The organism is Aeromicrobium sp. Leaf245 (assembly GCF_942548115.1).
In the GTDB taxonomy this organism is placed as follows: Bacteria; Actinomycetota; Actinomycetes; order Propionibacteriales; family Nocardioidaceae; genus Aeromicrobium.
Genome location: NZ_OW824151.1, coordinates 1,801,079 through 1,817,096 on the forward strand (window position 1 = coordinate 1,801,079; position 16,018 = coordinate 1,817,096).

Sequence of the window (16,018 nt, forward strand, 5' to 3'; positions counted from 1 at the left end):
CGAACCGCCGAGAGGATCCCGCCCCCATGCTCGCCGTCCTGATCGCCGCAGCCCTCGCCCTCGTCGGCACCCTCCTGGGCACCCGTGTGGCCATCCGGGTGCTCGTCAAGAAGGGCTACGGCCAGTTGATCCGCGACGACGGACCGACGTCGCACCACGTCAAGCGCGGCACGCCCACGATGGGCGGCACGGTGATCATCCTCGCGTCGCTCGTCGCCTACGCCGTCGCGAAGCTCGTGACCGGCTACGCGCCGAGCGCGTCGGCGATCCTGCTGCTGTTCCTCTTCGCCGGACTCGGCCTCATCGGCTTCCTCGACGACTACATCAAGATCTCCAAGCAGCGCAGCCTCGGGCTGCGCAGCAAGGCCAAGATGATCGGCCAGGTGCTCGTGGGCCTGGTCTTCGCGATCCTCGCCATCGGCTGGGAGGACGAGAACGGCCGCACCCCCATCTCGCACGCCATCTCGTTCACGAGGGACATCCCTGGGACCCAGCTGCCCACCGTGCTGCTCGTCGTGTGGGTGCTGCTCATGATCGCGGGGGCGAGCAACGGCGTGAACCTGACCGACGGCCTCGACGGCCTCGCGACCGGTGCCTCCGTCATGGTCTTCGGCGCCTTCATCATCATCAACGTCTGGCAGTACAACCAGAGCTGTGCGACGGAGGACGTCCTCGGCTGCTACGAGGTGCGGGACCCCCTCGACCTCGCCGTCGTGGCGGCCGCCATCACGGGCGCCTGCTTCGGCTTCCTGTGGTGGAACGCCTCCCCGGCCAAGATCTTCATGGGCGACACCGGCTCGCTGTCGCTCGGCGGCGCGATGGCCGGCTTCGCCCTCATGACCCGCACCGAGCTGCTGCTCGTGATCATCGGCGGCCTGTTCGTCGCCATCACCGCGTCGGTCATCCTGCAGGTGGCCTACTTCAAGGCCACCGGCGGCAAGCGGATCTTCCGCATGGCACCGCTGCAGCACCACTTCGAGCTGCTCGGCTGGGCCGAGATCACCATCGTGGTCCGCTTCTGGATCATCAGCGGCCTCTGCGTCGCGGCCGGGCTCGGCGTCTTCTACTGGGAATGGCTCGCCCGCCTGTGAGCGCGGCACCCACCACGGACGTGGTCGCATGAGTGCCGCGGAGCGTCCCGACGTCGGGTCTCTCGGCCGCGACGACGACTGGTCCGCCGTGCGCGCCGTGGTCACCGGCTTCGGCGTGAGCGGGTTCGCCGCCGCCGACACCCTGCAGCACCTCGGTGCCCACGTGGTCGTGCTCGACGAGAACGCGCCCGTCCCGGGCTCGGCCCACGAGGAGCGAGCCACGCTGCTGGAGACGCTGGGGGTCGACCTGCGACTGCGTGCCGGCAGCACGGCCGAGCTGCCGGACGACGTCGACCTGGTCGTCACCTCGCCGGGCTGGCGCCCGGAGGCGCCGGTCCTGCGGGCGGCGGCCGACCGTGGGCTCCCGGTGTGGGGCGAGGTCGAGCTGGCCTGGCGGCTGCGGGCCGCCGACGCGCCGCCCTGGCTGTGCGTCACCGGGACCAACGGCAAGACCACCACCGTGCAGATGCTCGACTCCATCCTGCGTGCGGCGGGCCTGCGCAGCGCCGCGGTCGGCAACGTCGGCCGCCCCGTGCTCGAGGCGGTCATGGACCCTGAGCCGCTCGACGTGCTGGCGGTCGAGCTGTCGAGCTTCCAGCTGCACTGGAGCGACTCGATCGCGGCCGAGGCCGCCGCGGTGCTCAACGTCGCCGACGACCACCTCGACTGGCACGGCTCGCTGGACGAGTACGCCCGCGCCAAGGGCCGCGTCTACGAGAACGTCGAGAAGGCGTGCGTGTACGCGGTCGAGGACCCCACCACCGAGCAGCTGGTCCGCGACGCCGACGTGCAGGACGGCGCCCGCGCCATCGGGTTCACGCTCGGGGTCCCCGCTCCCGGCATGCTCGGCGTGGTCGACGGCCTGCTCGCGGACCGTGCCTTCGCGCCCGACCGTCAGACCAGCGCCGCCGAGCTGGGCTCGGTGAGCGACCTGCCCGACGACGCACCCCACACCGTGGCCAACGCCCTCGCGGCAGCCGCCCTGGCCCGCGCCCACGGCGTCGAGGCCCGCGCCGTGCGCGACGGGCTGCGTGACTTCCGGCCCGGGCCGCACCGCTCCGAGCTGGTGGCCGAGATCGGCGGCGTCCGCTACGTCGACGACTCCAAGGCGACCAACCCGCACGCCGCGCTCGCGTCGCTGCGGGGGGTCCCGTCGGCCGTCTGGATCGCCGGGGGACTGGCGAAGGGTGCGCGCTTCGACGACCTCGTCGAGGCCGTCGCCGATCGGCTGCGCGGCGTGGTGCTCATCGGTGCCGACCGTGCGGTCGTCGCCGAGGCGCTGGCCCGACACGCGCCGGATGTGCCCGTGACGGAGGTCCTGGCCGGGGAGGATGAGCTCATGGACGACGTCGTCGCGGCTGCTGCAGCCATGGCCCGCCCCGGTGACTCGGTGCTGCTGGCCCCCGGATGCGCGTCCATGGACCAGTTCCGTGACTACGCCGCCCGAGGCGACGCGTTCGCCGCGTCGGTGCGACGGCTCCCCGGAGCGTGAGCGACTCATGAGCAGAGGCGTGAGCACTCATGAGCAGAGGCGTGAGCGACTCATGACCAGCGACGTGAGCGGCCGATGAGCACGACCGATCGCCGCCCGGCCCCCGGTGCAGGCGCCGGAGGTCCGATGAGCGGTGCCCAGCGCCTGCTCGACCGGCCCCTCGCGTCGTACCAGCTGGTGCTCGGGACCACGGCCCTGCTGCTCGGGCTCGGCCTGATCATGGTGCTCAGCGCGAGCTCCGTGCTGTCGCTGCAGGTGTACGGGAACTCCTTCGCGATCGTGCAGCGCCAGCTCGTGCTGGCCGTCGTGGGCCTGGTCGGTGCCTACCTCGTGACCCGGCTGCCGCTCGCGACCCTGCGCAAGCTCATCCTGCCCGGGCTCGTCGTGTCCATCGGCCTGACGCTCGCCACGTTCATCCCGGGCGTGGGCGTGGAGGTGAACGGCAACACCAACTGGATCCCGGTCGCGGCGGGCTTCCGGCTGCAGCCGTCGGAGTTCCTCAAGCTCGCGCTCGTGCTCTGGATCGCCGACCACTACGCGCGCCGGCAGAAGCACCTGGACACGCCGCGCCTGATCCTGCTGCCCATGCTCATCGTCGCCGGAGCGTGTGCCGCGCTCGTCGTGGCGCAGAACGACCTCGGCACGGCGCTCGTCCTCTTCGCCGTCATCGTCGGCATGCTCTGGGTCGCCGGGCTGCCAGGGCGCTACCTCGGCGCGATCGTGGCGTTCGTCGGCGTCCTGTGCGTGTTCTTCGTCGCCACCGCGCCGCACCGCGTGGCGCGCATGCTGAGCTTCCTCAACCCGCTCGCCGACCCGGACAAGGACGGCTACCAGGCCGTCCACGCCATGATGGGGTTCGCACGGGGCGGCTTCGGCGGCGTCGGCCTCGGCGGCAGCCGGCAGAAGTGGGGCTCCCTGCCCGAGGCGCACACCGACTTCATCCTGGCCGTCGTCGGCGAGGAGCTCGGCCTGCTGGGCAGCCTCGTCGTGCTCGTCCTGTTCGTGCTGCTCGCCGTCGCGGGCGTGCGGATCGCCACGCGCAGCCGCGATCCCTTCGCTCGCTACGCCGCGGCCGGCATCACCGTCTGGATCACCGCCCAGGCCATGATCAACATCGCCATGGTGCTGGGTCTGCTCCCGGTCATCGGCATCCCGCTGCCGCTGCTCTCCTACGGCGGCTCGAGCGTGCTGGTCACCCTCGTGGGCTGCGGCGTCCTGCTGAGCTGCGCCACGACGGAGCCGGGGGCCAAGCGCGCCCTCGCCGCCAGCAAGGCCCGTCGCGCCCGACGCAACGCAGCCAGGAGGCGATGAGCGGTGCGCGCCCTGCTCGCCGGCGGTGGCACCGCCGGCCACACCTCGCCCCTGCTCGCCACGGCGGCCGTCCTGCGCGACGAGGGCGTGGACGTCACCTGCCTCGGCACCCCTCGTGGTCTGGAGACCACGCTCATCCCGGAGGCCGGGTTCCCGCTCGAGCTGGTGCCTCCGGTGCCGCTGCCCCGACGTCCCGGGATCGCCATGCTCCGGGTGCCCGGCCGTCTCCGCGCCGCCGTCGCCCAGACGCAGGACGTCTTCGAGCGCGTCAAGCCGCACGTGGTCGTGGGGTTCGGCGGCTACGTGTCGGTGCCGGCCTACCTCGTGGCCCGGCGGATGCGCATCCCCCTGGTGGTGCACGAGGGCAACGCCAAGCCCGGCATCGCCAACCGGCTCGGAGCGCGCTTCACGACGCACGTGGCCACCAGCTTCCCCGACACGCCGCTGCGGCACGGGCGCTACGTCGGCCTGCCGATCCGGCGCCAGATCTCCGGGCTCGACCGCGCGGCCTCGCGTGCGGAGGGCCGCGCGCACTTCGGTCTCGACCCGGACCGTCCGACCCTCCTCGTCACGGGCGGGTCGCAGGGTGCCCGACGCATCAACCACGCGGTCAGCGGGGCAGCGCGTGACCTCGCCGAGGCCGGCATCCAGGTGCTGCACGCCGCGGGTCGTCCCGACGAGGTGGTGCTCGACCGTCCGGCAGGCGCACCGCCCTACGTGGTGGAGCAGTACATCGACCGGATCGACCTCGCCTACGCCGCGGCCGACCTCGTGGTGTGCCGCGCGGGCGCCAACACGGTCACCGAGGTCGCGGCCGTGGGCCTTCCCGCGGCGTTCGTACCGCTGCCGATCGGCAACGGGGAGCAGGCGCTCAACGCCCACCCCGTGGTCCAGGCCGGGGGCGGGCTGCTGATCGACGACGAGGCCATGACGCCGTCGTGGGTCGACCACGTGGTCGTCCCGCTCGTGCAGGACACGGAGCGCCTGGCCGCGATGTCGGCTGCCGCGCGCGACCTCGTGCCGCGCGACGCCGACGTCCGCCTCGCCCGCATGGTGGTCGCCGCGGCCGGACGGCAGCTGGGCCGATGAAGGTCCCCTTCCCCGACTCCGTGCCCGGACCCGACGGGCTGGGCCGCGTGCACCTGGTCGGCATCGGCGGCGCCGGGCTCTCGGCGATCGCCCGTCTCATGGCGCAGCAGGGGGTGTCGGTCAGCGGCAGCGACGCCGCCGACACCGACGTCGTCCGGGCCCTGCGGTCGGAGGGCATCACCGTGCACGTCGGTCACGCGGCCGAGCACGTGGCGGGCGTCGACACCGTGATCGTCTCGACCGCGGTCCGCGAGGACAACCCCGAGGTCGTCGCCGCCCGCGCGGCCGGCGCGCGCCTCTGGCCCCGGTCGGCCGGGCTGCGCTCGGTGATGTCCGGCCGTCGGACCGTCGCCGTGGCGGGCACCCACGGCAAGACCACCACCACCGCGATGCTGACGTGCGCCATGGTGGGCGCGGGCGCCGAGCCGTCCTTCGCGATCGGCGCCGAGGTCGCGAGCCTCGGCACGAACGCCCGGCTCGGCGCGGGACACCTCCTCGTCGCCGAGGCCGACGAGAGCGACGGCGCCTTCCTGCACTACGAGCCCGCCGTGGCCGTCGTGACCAACGTCGACGCCGACCACCTGGACACGTGGGGCACCGAGGAGGCCTACGCCGCCGCCTTCGACGAGTTCGTCGGCACCGTCGCGGAGCTGCTCGTCGTGGGCGCCGACGACCCCGGCGCCGCCGCCCTCGTCGCGGTCGGGCGGGCTCGCGGCCTCGACGTGGTGACCACCGGAATCGACCCGTCGACGCAGGTCCCCGACCACCCCGACGACGAGCTGAGGGCCCGCGACGTCCGTGTCGTCGAGGGCGCCACCACCTTCCTCGTCGACGGCATGGGCCTGTCCGGCCTGCCGGTGCAGCTGGCCGTGCCCGGTGCGCACTACGCCCAGGACGCCCTGCTGGCCCTGGCCGTCGGCCTGCGCCTCGGACACCCGGCCGACGCCCTCGTGGCCGGCCTGGCCACGTACGGGGGAGCCCGACGCCGCATGGAGCGCCTCGGCGCCGTCGACGGCGTCACGGTCTACGACTCGTACGCGCACCATCCCACCGAGATCCGCGCCGACCTGGCGGCCGCACGGTCGCTCGCCGGGGACGGTCGCCTCGTCGTCGTCTACCAGCCGCACCTGGTGAGCCGCACCCGTCGCTACGGCGCCGAGATGGGGCAGGCCCTGTCGTCCGCCGATCGCGTGGTGGTGGCCGACCTGTACCTCGCGCGGGAGGATCCCGATCCCGCCGTCACGGCCGCGCTCGTGGTCGACGCCGTCCACGGACCGCCGGCGTCGGCCGGTGGACCGGTGGAGTCGGTGCACGCGGCGCTCCTGCCCGAGCTGGGCGACGGCGACCTCGTGCTCACCCTCGGGGCCGGCGACGTCACCACGGTCGGACCGCGCATCCTCGAGGGTCTGCGGACCCGCGAGGCGTCGGGAGCATGAGCGAGGAACGGTTCGCCCTCCGGCGCCGACAGGACCGCCGTCGGCGCCTGCTGCGCTGGCTGGGGGGAGTGCTGGGCGTCGCCGCCGTCGTCGGGCTCGTGTGGGTGATCTGGTTCTCGGACCTGCTCGGTGTCCGCACGGTGCAGGTCGAGGGGCTCAGCACGTTGAAGCCGGAACAGGTGCGCACCGCGGCCGACCTGACCCCCGGTACCCCGCTCGCGCGGGTCGACACGTCGGCCGCTGCGGCCCGCGTGGCCAGGCTCGAACGCGTCGAGCACGTCGAGGTCGAGCGCAGCTGGCCGCGCACCGTCACGGTGGTCGTCACCGAGCGGACGGCGGTGGCCTGGACGAGGGTCGACGGCCGGATCCGGGCCCTCGACCGGTTCGGCGTGGACTTCCGCACCCTGTCGAAGGAGCCGAAGGGACTGGTGGAGGTCGCCACGACCGCCACGGAACCACGGCAGCGCCAGCTGGCGCTCGTGGCCGCGGCGTCGGTGGTCTCCCGACTCAGGGCCGACGCGCCCTCCCTCATGGAGCTCGTGCAGTCGGTCGACGCGCCGAGCCGTGACGCCGTCACCCTGGACCTGACGAAGGGCCGCACGGTCACGTGGGGGAGCGCGGCCAAGCCGGAGCAGAAGGTTCGGGTCCTCGAGGCCCTGCTGCGGATCGACGCGACCGGGTACGACGTGAGCGCGCCCGAGCAGCCGACCACGCGCCAGTAAGCCCGGCCGTCGGCCTCGGGAGGGGACACGGACGGCAACGAACCGGCGACACGCGGCGTGTCTGCGAGGTGGCCGTCGCGGTCGCGCGTAGCGTGAGCGTCAGACAGCAGGTTGACATAACTATAACCCTGTCGTTCACGTTAAGACTTACAACCTCACCGGCTCCACAGCTCGGCTCACCTCTCCTGAAAGGCATCGCACATGGCGGTCCAGAACTACCTCGCCGTGATCAAGGTCGTCGGCATCGGCGGCGGCGGCGTGAACGCCGTGAACAGGATGATCGAGGTCGGCCTCAAGGGCGTCGAGTTCATCGCGATCAACACCGACGCGCAGGCGCTGCTCATGAGCGACGCCGACGTCAAGCTCGACGTCGGCCGTGACTCGACCCGCGGACTCGGCGCCGGCGCCAACCCTGACATCGGCAAGCGCGCCGCCGAGGACCACGCGGAGGAGATCGAGGCGGCCATCAAGGGCGCCGACATGGTCTTCGTCACCGCGGGCGAGGGCGGCGGAACCGGCACCGGTGGTGCGCCGGTCGTCGCCCGCATCGCGCGCTCCCTCGGTGCCCTGACGATCGGCGTCGTCACGCGCCCGTTCACCTTCGAGGGCCGCAACCGCTCCGGGCAGGCCGACGCCGGCATCCAGGCGCTGCGCGAGGAGGTCGACACCCTCATCGTCATCCCGAACGACCGGCTGCTGTCGATCAGCGACCCCAACGTGAGCCTGCTGGACTCGTTCCGCCAGGCCGACCAGGTGCTGCACCAGGGCGTCTCGGGCATCACCGACCTGATCACCACGCCGGGCCTGATCAACCTCGACTTCGCCGACGTCAAGTCCGTCATGTCCGACGCCGGCTCGGCCCTCATGGGCATCGGCTCGGCGCGCGGTGAGCAGCGCGCGGCGGTCGCCGCCGAGATGGCCGTCTCCAGCCCGCTGCTCGAGGCGTCGATCGAGGGGGCCCGTGGGGTCCTGCTCTCGATCGCCGGTGGCTCCGACCTCGGCCTGTTCGAGATCAACGAGGCGGCCGGCCTGGTCGCCGACGCCGTGGACCCCGAGGCCAACATCATCTTCGGTGCCGTCATCGACGACGCCCTGGGCGACGAGGTCCGGGTGACCGTGATCGCGGCCGGGTTCGACGGCGGCGAGCCGAAGTCGCGCGACTCCTCCCAGCCGGCGCTGCTCAAGGAGCAGGGTGCCCAGGAGCAGGCCGCCACGCCTCCTCCCACGGCCGAGACCTACACCGGCGGCAAGTACTCCGCGTCCACGCAGGCCGACCCGGTGCCGTCGGGCGACCCCCGCTCCGTGCCGGCCCGCGAGCCGCGCGAGGTGCCCTACGGTGACGACCTCGACATCCCGGACTTCCTGCGCTGAGCAGGTCGGACGCGGGCGGTAGCGTCGACGACGTGTTCTTCCACCGCGACGACCTGGGGTGGGCCGAGATCGGCTTCACCGATGCCTCGACCGACCTGGGGCGCACGGACGACCCCGAGCACGTCGCCACGCGTCGTCGTGTGGCCGAGGGGCTCCGGGGTGAGGAGTCGACCGAGCGGCTCGAGGTGGCGTCGATGCACCAGGTGCACGGGGCCGACGTCGTGTCGGTGCGGCGGGAGTCGCTGAGGGCGTCGTTGCCGGCCCCCACGGCCGACGCGCTCGTCACGCGCGACGTCGACGTCGCGCTCGTCGTGCGCGTGGCCGACTGCACGCCGATCGTCCTGGCGAGCGACATGAGCCCGATGGCTGCCGTCGTGCACGCGGGTCGGGAGGGTCTCGTGCGCGGCGTCGTGCCTGCGGCGGTCCGGGCGATGGTCCTCGACGAATCTCCGTCGCAGCTCCACGCCTGGGTCGGCCCGCGGGCCTGCGGACGCTGCTACGAGCTGCCGGAGGACATGGCCGACGCCGTCGAGTCCGCCGTGCCCGGCACCCGGTCCACCACGTCGTGGGGGACACCCGCGGTCGACGTCGGAGCCGGCGTGGTCTCCCAGCTGCGGGCGCTCGGCGTGACCGTGCACGACATCGGCCGCGACGCGTGCACGATCGAGGACGACCGCTTCTGGTCCCACCGCCGTCAGGGTGACCGGGCAGGCCGCATGGGCGCCGTCGTCGTCCTGCGCCACTGATCGAGGAAGAGGGAGTGCCATGAGCCGTCACGACGAGCTGGCCGCCAACCTGGCCGAGGTGCGCGAGCGGGTCCACGCTGCGTGCGCCGCTGCCGGCCGTGCGCCGGAGGAGGTGACCACGATCGTGGTCACCAAGACCTACCCGGCCTCCGACGTCGCGCTGCTGGCCGAGCTCGGTGTCACCGACGTGGGGGAGAACCGTCATCCCGAGGCCGGCGACAAGCGGGCCGAGCTCGACGACCTCCTCGCCGACGGCGTCACCGCCCCGCGCCTGCACTTCGTCGGGGGCCTGCAGACCAACAAGGCCGGGGCGGTCGCGCGCTACGCGGACGTGGTGCAGAGCGTCGACCGGGCCAAGCTGGTCCGCTCCCTGTCCCGTGGGGCCGAGGCGGCCGCGCGTGACCTCGAGGTGCTGCTCCAGGTCGACTTCGACCTCGCCGACCCCGGCCGCTCCGGCACGGCGCCCGCCGACGTGCCGGCCCTGGCCGACCTGGTGGCGGAGCTGCCCCGGTTGAACCTGCGTGGGCTGATGACCGTCGCGCCCCTCGGAGTGGAGCCGCGGCCGGTGTTCGAGCAGCTGCGTGAGCTCGGTGACACGGTGCGCGCGACCCACCCGGGCGCGGACGTCGTCTCGGCCGGCATGAGCGGTGACTTCGAGGACGCCGTCGCCGCGGGCGCGACACACCTGCGAATCGGGCGCGCGGTCCTGGGGGAGAGGGCAACTCTCCGGTAATCTCACCAGTGTCGTTCACGACACTTCGACCACCCCGCTCACCTGCAAACCACGGAGACATCATGGCTGGCGCAATGCGAAAAGTCGGCGAGTACCTCGGCCTGGTCGAGCAGGCCGAGTACGACGAGTTCGACGACGAGCCCACCGGGCCGATCGCCGTCCGGCGCGACGACGAGCGCAGCGCCGCCGTCGTGCGCACCCCCGAGCGTCGGGCCCAGGTCGCGTCGATCGACGAGCACCGCCGCGCGCCCCGCGCCGTCGAGCCGGCGCCGTCGATGCTCGCGCGCATCGAGACGGTCACGCCGCGCACGTACAACGACGCCCGCACCGTGGGCGACCACTACCGGTCCGGCGTGCCGGTCATCATGAACCTCTCCGAGATCGACGACGACGACGCCAAGCGCCTGGTCGACTTCGCCGCCGGCCTCGTCTTTGCCGTGCATGGCACGATCAACCGTGTCACCGCCAAGGTCTTCCTGCTGTCGCCCGAGAACATCGAGGTGACCGACGAGGACAAGCAGCGCATCGCTGCGGGCGGGTTCTACAACCACGGCTAGGGAGACATGGCACTGAACTCCATCGGGCAGGTCATCTCGTTCGTCCTGCTCGTCTGCATCCTCGTGCTGCTCGCGCGGTTCATCCTGGACTGGGTCCAGCTGTTGGCCCGGTCCTGGCGCCCCAGCGGCGTCGTGGCCGTCCTCTGCGAGGGCATCTACACCGTCACCGACCCGCCGCTGCGCGTGGTGCGTGGCGTGATCCCGCCCATCCGTCTGGGTGGCGCGGCGCTGGACCTCTCGCCGATGATCCTGCTGGTCGTGATCTACATCCTGCAGGCGATCGTCAACCGCACCATGGTGCAGTGACGCGCCGGTGGATCCCGTTCGACTGGGACGGGTGTGGCAGCAGTGAACGGTGACCGAGTACGGTGGGTCAGAACCACAGATCTTGCGACGAAACCACGACACGAGGTGAACTCATGCCCCTGACGCCAGAGGACGTGCGCAACAAGCGCTTCACTCCGGTACGTCTCCGCGAGGGTTACGACATGGGCGAGGTGGACCAGTTCCTCGACGAGGTCGAAGCCGAGCTGGAGCGACTCACCGTCGAGAACGAGGAGCTGCGCGCCAAGGTCGCCGCTGCCTCGACCGGCGAGCCCACCGGCCTGATCCCGGCGATCAAGCCCGAGCCGACGCCGCAGCCCGTGGCCGCCGAGCCCGAGCCCGAGCCGACTCCCGAGCCCGAGCCGGAGCCGGTCGTCGAGAAGAAGCCCGAGCCCGAGCCGGAGCCCACTCCCGCGCCCGTCGTGGCCGCTGCGCCCGCGCGCAACAGCATGGGTGATGCATCCTCGGCTGCGGCCCGACTGCTGGAGATCGCGTCCAACAACGCGGACCAGCTGATGGACCAGGCCAAGGAGGAGGCCGACCGCATCGTCGGTGAGGCCCGCACCAAGGCCGAGCGCCTGACGAACGAGTCGCGCGGCAAGGCCGACCGGCTCGAGACCGACGCCCGCATCCGCGCGCAGAAGCTCGACGACGAGACCAACGAGCGTCGCCAGCAGGCCGTCGCGGCCATCGAGCGGGAGCGCTACGAGCTCCAGCGCGAGGTCGAGCACCTGCGGGCTTACGAGCGTGAGTACCGGGCCCGGCTCAAGAACTACTTCCAGAGCCAGCTCGACCAGCTCGCGGCCAACGAGAACACCCCGGCCCCGGCGCAGAACCAGAACGACGGCTCGCCCCGTCGTCTGCGCTCGCTGCTCGGCGACGAGGACAGCAACGCCTCGCTCTGAGTACCAGCCACCACGCAGGGCCCGCCACCGTCACGGTGGCGGGCCCTCGTGCGTCGCCGGGTCGGTGGCGAGGCTAGGTGTCGTCGGCCTGCGCGTCGCTTGCTGCTCGGGGGTGCGGCCCTGCGGCTACGTCGCCCCGGGGTGGGTCTTCGTTCACTGCTGCGTCGCTGTCGGTGGGCCGTCACCTGCTGCACCGCTGTGGGTGGGTCTTCCCGTGCCGCTGCGTTGCTGTGACCCCGAGGCGGGTCGTTCTCCGAAAGGGCCTCGACCGGAGCAGGACGCCGGGGTCGGACGAGCTCGCGGGGCGCGGCCACGATTCTCCATCTGTGCGGGATCCGCGCACGGTTCTTCCTTCGCGTGGACCGTGCCTCGCGAAGGAAGAATCGTGGCGACGAAAAGGAGCCCGTAGGGGCAGTGATTCTCCCTTCTCGTGGACCGTCCCACGCAGAGGGAGAATCCCTGCCCACCCGCCTCGCCGTAGCCCCCGCCGGACGCAGGATTCTGCGTTCGCGTGCAGAACCCCGAACGATGCTGCGTTGGTGACGGGATCCGGACACGAACGCAGCATCCTTCGACCCCTCACGCGCGAACGCAGAACCTTGCGTCACCGGGAGCCGCGCCCCGAGAGCCCGGCCGAGCCGCCGGTCGAGGCCCTTTCGGAGAGCAGGTCCACTCGCAGCCCCAGCGACGCAGCAGCAGGGAACGACCGGCCCGGAGCAGCGCAGCAGCACGGGAACCTCGCTCCAGCACGGATAGCAAGCCGTGCAGACGTGGGAAAGCCGTGCGGTGCGGGAGATTCCCAGGTCGACCTGGGAATCTCCCGCACCCTCGCGGGGAGGGTCAGGCCTTCGTGACCGCGACGCGGGCGGTCGCGCCGGTGACGTCGATCGGCGTGCCGTCGGGCAGGTCGCCCAGCGAGACCGAGGTCGCCAGGGTCTCGCCCGCGACGAGCGCCTCGTGGGTGCGGACCGCGGCCAGCACGGCGTCGTCGCCGTCCAGGTGGAGCGTGATGCGGTCGGAGACCGACAGGCCGGCGTCGCGCCGGGCCTGCTGCACGCCGCGCACGACGTCGCGCGCCAGGCCCTCGGCCTCCAGCTCCGGCGTCACCGTGGTGTCCAGCGCCACGAATCCGCCGCCCGGAAGCACCGCGATCTCCGTGCCACCGGACGACCCGGCCACCTGCTCGAGCGTGTACTCGCCCTCCTGCAGCTCGATGCCGCCGGACGTGACGGTGCCGTCGTCGGCGACCGACCAGTCGTCGGTCTTCGACCCGCGGATCGCGTGCTGGACGTCCTTGCCCAACCGGGGTCCGGCCGCGCGGGCGTGCACGGTCAGCCGCGACGTGAGCCCGTGTGCGGCCGCCTCGTCGGAGTCGGCCGCGATCAGCCGCACGTGCTTCACGTTGAGCTCGCGGGCCACCACGTCCTCGAAGCCCTCGAGGGCGCCGGGATCGGGCACAGCCACCTCGAGCGACGCGAGCGGGAGCCGCACACGCAGGGCCGAGGCCTTGCGCAGCGCCGAACCGGTCGAGCAGACGGCGCGGACCTGGTCCATCGCGTCGACGAGGGCGTCGTCGCGCACGTAGGCGTCGGCGTCGGGCCAGTCGGTGAGGTGCACCGACCGTCCACCGGTGAGACCGCGCCAGATCTCCTCCGTCGTCAGGGGGAGCAGGGGGGCGACCACCCGGCAGACGGTCTCCAGGACCGTGTGCAGCGTGTCGAACGGTGCCCGCTGCTCGGCCGTGAGCTCCGCACCGGCGTCGGACAGCCAGAAGCGCTCCCGCGAGCGTCGGATGTACCAGTTCGTGAGCACGTCGAGGAACTCGCGCGTCGACTCGCAGGCCTCCGCGATCGCGTAGTCGTCGAGCTGGGTCGTCATGTCGCGCACCCACCGGCCCAGCTTGGCCAGCACGTAGCGGTCGAGCGGGTCGCTCGGCGCCGACGTGAGCGGCTGCCCCTCGTAGCCGGCGGCGTTGGCGTAGAGGCCGAGGAACGCCCAGCTGTTCCAGAGCGGGATCATCACCTGGCGGACGCAGTCGCGGATGCCCTGCTCGGTGACCACGAGGTTGCCACCCCGCAGGATCGGCGACGCCATGAGGAACCAGCGCATCGCGTCGGCGCCGTCGCGGTCGAAGACCTCGGAGACGTCGGGGTAGTTGCGCAGGGACTTGCTCATCTTGTTGCCGTCGGACCCGAGCACGATGCCGTGGCTGACGCACGCCTCGAACGCGGGACGGTCGAACAGTGCCGTGGCCAGCACGTGCAGCGTGTAGAACCAGCCGCGCGTCTGGCCGATGTACTCGACGATGAAGTCGGCGGGGAAGTGGTCCTCGAACCAGTCGCCGTTCTCGAACGGGTAGTGCACCTGGGCGAACGACATGGAGCCCGAGTCGAACCAGACGTCGAGCACGTCGGGCACGCGACGCATCATCGACCGGCCGGTCGGGTCGTCGGGGTTCGGGCGCACCAGGTCGTCCACGTACGGCCGGTGGAGGTCGGGGACGCCGTCCTTCATCGGGAGCGTGCCGAAGTCCCGCTCCAGCTCCTCGAACGAGCCGTAGACGTCGAGCCGCGGGTAGGCGGGGTCGTCGCTCTTCCACACGGGCACGGGGGAGCCCCAGAAGCGGTTGCGCGTGATCGACCAGTCGCGCGCGTTCTCGAGCCACTTGCCGAACTGGCCGTCGCGGATGTGGTCGGGGACCCAACGGATCTGCTGGTTCAGCTCGACCATGCGGTCCTTGAACGCCGTGACCTGCACGAACCACGACTCCACGCCCTTGTAGATGAGGGGCTCGCGGCAGCGCCAGCAGTGCGGGTAGGAGTGGTCGTACGTCTCGCGACGCAGCAGGATCGTGCCCGGGGAGACCGAGCCGGTGCCGTTCTTCAGGTCGTCGATGACGTGCGGGTTCGCGTCGAAGACCTGCATGCCCTCGTAGTCGGTGACCGGCACGGTGAACCGGCCGTCCTTGCCCACGGGCATGACGGCCACGATGCCCTCGCGGTCGGTGACCTCCTTGTCGACCTCGCCGAACGCGCCGGCGCTGTGCACGAGGCCGGTGCCGTCGGTGGTGGTCACGGCGTCGTCGGCGGCCACGACGCGGAACGCGTTCTCGTGACCGACGAAGTAGCTGAACGGCGGGGTGTACGACAGCCCGAGGAGGTCGGCGCCGGTGCCGCGCCAGACCACGGTGGGCTCGTCACCGAGCTCGCGGGCGTAGGCGCCCAGGCGTGCCTCGGCGAGCACCAGTCGAGTGCCCTCGTGCTCGACCGCGACGTAGTCGATGCCGGTGCCGACCATGACGGCCAGGTTGCTCGGCAGGGTCCAGGGCGTCGTGGTCCAGATCATCAGCCGCGCGCCGGCCAGGGGTCCGTCGCCGGTGATCTCGAAGCCGACGGTGACCGCCGGGTCCTGGCGGTTCTGGTAGACGTCGTCGTCCATGCGCAGCTCGTGGTTGGACAGGGGCGTCTCGTCGTTCCAGCAGTAGGGCAGCACGCGGAAGTCCTCGTACACGAGGCCCTTGTCGTGCAGCTGCTTGAACGCCCAGATGACCGACTCCATGTACTCCGGGTTGAGCGTGCGGTAGTCGTTCTCGAAGTCCACCCACCGGGCCTGGCGGGTCACGTACTCCTCCCACTCGCCGGTGTACTTCAGCACCGAGGCGCGGCAGGCCTCGTTGAACCGGTCGATGCCCATCTCGACGATCTCGTCGGTCGTCTTGATGCCGTTGAGGCGCATGGCCTCGAGCTCGGCGGGCAGGCCGTGCGTGTCCCAGCCGAACCGGCGCTCGACCTTGCGGCCCCGCATGGTCTGGTAGCGCGGGACCACGTCCTTGACGTAGCCGGTCAGCAGGTGGCCGTAGTGCGGGAGCCCGTTGGCGAACGGGGGACCGTCGTAGAAGACGAACTCGTTCGAGCCGTCGGCGCCGCCGTCGCGGGCCTCGACGCTCGCCCGGAAGGTGCCGTCGCTCTTCCAGTACGCGAGGACGCGCTCCTCGATCTCGGGGAAGCGAGGGGTGGAGGGGACGGCGGTCGCGGGCTGGTCGGTGCCCGTCTGAGCCTTCGGGTAGGTCATGGCGGCTGCTCCTCGGTGGTCTGCTCTGCTCGAGGACGACCCTGGAAGGACCGCGGTACCACCTCGGTTGCCACCCCCGGACCTGCCGGCTGCGACCACTCGTCGAACGGCTGTGACGGGCCACCCGTCCGGTTCTACTGAGGGCCCGCGAGGGACCCCGTTCTTCCGGA

At 71.9% G+C, this 16,018-nt stretch carries 13 protein-coding genes; 12 read left to right on the forward strand and 1 reads right to left on the reverse strand.

The features are described 5' to 3' along the window. The first annotated feature begins 26 nt into the window (after positions 1–26). From mraY to NBW76_RS08995, 12 genes are all read left to right on the forward strand, one after another. The gene (mraY, locus tag NBW76_RS08940) at positions 27–1,091 is read left to right on the forward strand and encodes a phospho-N-acetylmuramoyl-pentapeptide-transferase (protein WP_055965751.1); all 1,065 of its coding nucleotides are present in this window, start codon (positions 27–29) and stop codon (positions 1,089–1,091) included. 28 nt (positions 1,092–1,119) lie between these two features. Then, a complete protein-coding gene (murD, locus tag NBW76_RS08945) occupies positions 1,120–2,583 on the forward strand; it encodes a UDP-N-acetylmuramoyl-L-alanine--D-glutamate ligase (RefSeq protein WP_056555615.1) in 1,464 nt (487 codons plus the stop codon). A gap of 126 nt (positions 2,584–2,709) precedes the next feature. Continuing rightward, a complete protein-coding gene (gene ftsW / locus NBW76_RS08950; protein ID WP_235493021.1) occupies positions 2,710–3,894 on the forward strand; it encodes a putative lipid II flippase FtsW in 1,185 nt (394 codons plus the stop codon). Between the two features lie 3 nt (positions 3,895–3,897). Continuing rightward, positions 3,898–4,983, forward strand: a complete 1,086-nt coding sequence (gene murG, locus NBW76_RS08955) for an undecaprenyldiphospho-muramoylpentapeptide beta-N-acetylglucosaminyltransferase (RefSeq protein ID WP_055965757.1) — start codon at positions 3,898–3,900, stop codon at positions 4,981–4,983. Then, positions 4,980–6,419 carry a UDP-N-acetylmuramate--L-alanine ligase gene (gene murC / locus NBW76_RS08960; protein ID WP_056555618.1) on the forward strand — a complete coding sequence of 480 codons (1,440 nt, stop codon included), beginning with the start codon at positions 4,980–4,982 and terminating at the stop codon, positions 6,417–6,419. Before murG ends, murC begins: the two co-directional genes overlap by 4 nt. Continuing rightward, on the forward strand, positions 6,416–7,141 hold the full coding sequence (locus NBW76_RS08965) for a cell division protein FtsQ/DivIB (protein WP_056555621.1): 726 nt from the start codon (positions 6,416–6,418) through the stop codon (positions 7,139–7,141). Before murC ends, NBW76_RS08965 begins: the two co-directional genes overlap by 4 nt. Before the next feature lie 201 nt (positions 7,142–7,342). Further along, a complete protein-coding gene (gene ftsZ, locus NBW76_RS08970) occupies positions 7,343–8,512 on the forward strand; it encodes a cell division protein FtsZ (protein ID WP_055965763.1) in 1,170 nt (389 codons plus the stop codon). 32 nt (positions 8,513–8,544) lie between these two features. After that, positions 8,545–9,258: a polyphenol oxidase family protein gene (locus NBW76_RS08975; protein WP_056555624.1), complete on the forward strand. Its 714-nt coding sequence runs from the start codon at positions 8,545–8,547 to the stop codon at positions 9,256–9,258. A 19-nt stretch (positions 9,259–9,277) separates the two neighbouring features. Then, positions 9,278–9,991, forward strand: coding sequence for a YggS family pyridoxal phosphate-dependent enzyme (locus tag NBW76_RS08980; protein ID WP_056555627.1), 714 nt, complete (start codon positions 9,278–9,280; stop codon positions 9,989–9,991). A 62-nt stretch (positions 9,992–10,053) separates the two neighbouring features. After that, positions 10,054–10,548 (forward strand): cell division protein SepF, encoded by a 495-nt coding sequence (locus tag NBW76_RS08985; protein ID WP_055965768.1) that lies wholly within the window; start codon positions 10,054–10,056, stop codon positions 10,546–10,548. A gap of 6 nt (positions 10,549–10,554) precedes the next feature. Then, the gene (locus NBW76_RS08990) at positions 10,555–10,854 is read left to right on the forward strand and encodes a YggT family protein (RefSeq protein ID WP_055965771.1); all 300 of its coding nucleotides are present in this window, start codon (positions 10,555–10,557) and stop codon (positions 10,852–10,854) included. 113 nt (positions 10,855–10,967) lie between these two features. After that, positions 10,968–11,777, forward strand: a complete 810-nt coding sequence (locus NBW76_RS08995; RefSeq protein WP_055965773.1) for a DivIVA domain-containing protein — start codon at positions 10,968–10,970, stop codon at positions 11,775–11,777. 840 nt (positions 11,778–12,617) lie between these two features. Here the strand turns inward: NBW76_RS08995 and ileS are convergent. Further along, the gene (ileS, locus tag NBW76_RS09000) at positions 12,618–15,848 is read right to left on the reverse strand and encodes an isoleucine--tRNA ligase (protein ID WP_056555630.1); all 3,231 of its coding nucleotides are present in this window, start codon (positions 15,846–15,848) and stop codon (positions 12,618–12,620) included. Positions 15,849–16,018 lie beyond the last annotated feature (170 nt).

Bases quoted from the DNA above. Each gene is read 5' to 3' on its own strand.
- mraY (WP_055965751.1), top strand. From the start codon at position 27: ATGCTCGCCGTCCTGATCGCCGCAGCCCTCGCCCTCGTCGGCACCCTC.
- murD (WP_056555615.1), top strand. From the start codon at position 1,120: ATGAGTGCCGCGGAGCGTCCCGACGTCGGGTCTCTCGGCCGCGACGAC.
- ftsW (WP_235493021.1), top strand. From the start codon at position 2,710: ATGAGCGGTGCCCAGCGCCTGCTCGACCGGCCCCTCGCGTCGTACCAG.
- murC (WP_056555618.1), top strand. From the start codon at position 4,980: ATGAAGGTCCCCTTCCCCGACTCCGTGCCCGGACCCGACGGGCTGGGC.
- NBW76_RS08965 (WP_056555621.1), top strand. From the start codon at position 6,416: ATGAGCGAGGAACGGTTCGCCCTCCGGCGCCGACAGGACCGCCGTCGG.
- ftsZ (WP_055965763.1), top strand. From the start codon at position 7,343: ATGGCGGTCCAGAACTACCTCGCCGTGATCAAGGTCGTCGGCATCGGC.
- NBW76_RS08980 (WP_056555627.1), top strand. From the start codon at position 9,278: ATGAGCCGTCACGACGAGCTGGCCGCCAACCTGGCCGAGGTGCGCGAG.
- NBW76_RS08985 (WP_055965768.1), top strand. From the start codon at position 10,054: ATGGCTGGCGCAATGCGAAAAGTCGGCGAGTACCTCGGCCTGGTCGAG.
- NBW76_RS08990 (WP_055965771.1), top strand. From the start codon at position 10,555: ATGGCACTGAACTCCATCGGGCAGGTCATCTCGTTCGTCCTGCTCGTC.
- NBW76_RS08995 (WP_055965773.1), top strand. From the start codon at position 10,968: ATGCCCCTGACGCCAGAGGACGTGCGCAACAAGCGCTTCACTCCGGTA.
- ileS (WP_056555630.1), bottom strand. From the start codon at position 15,848: ATGACCTACCCGAAGGCTCAGACGGGCACCGACCAGCCCGCGACCGCC.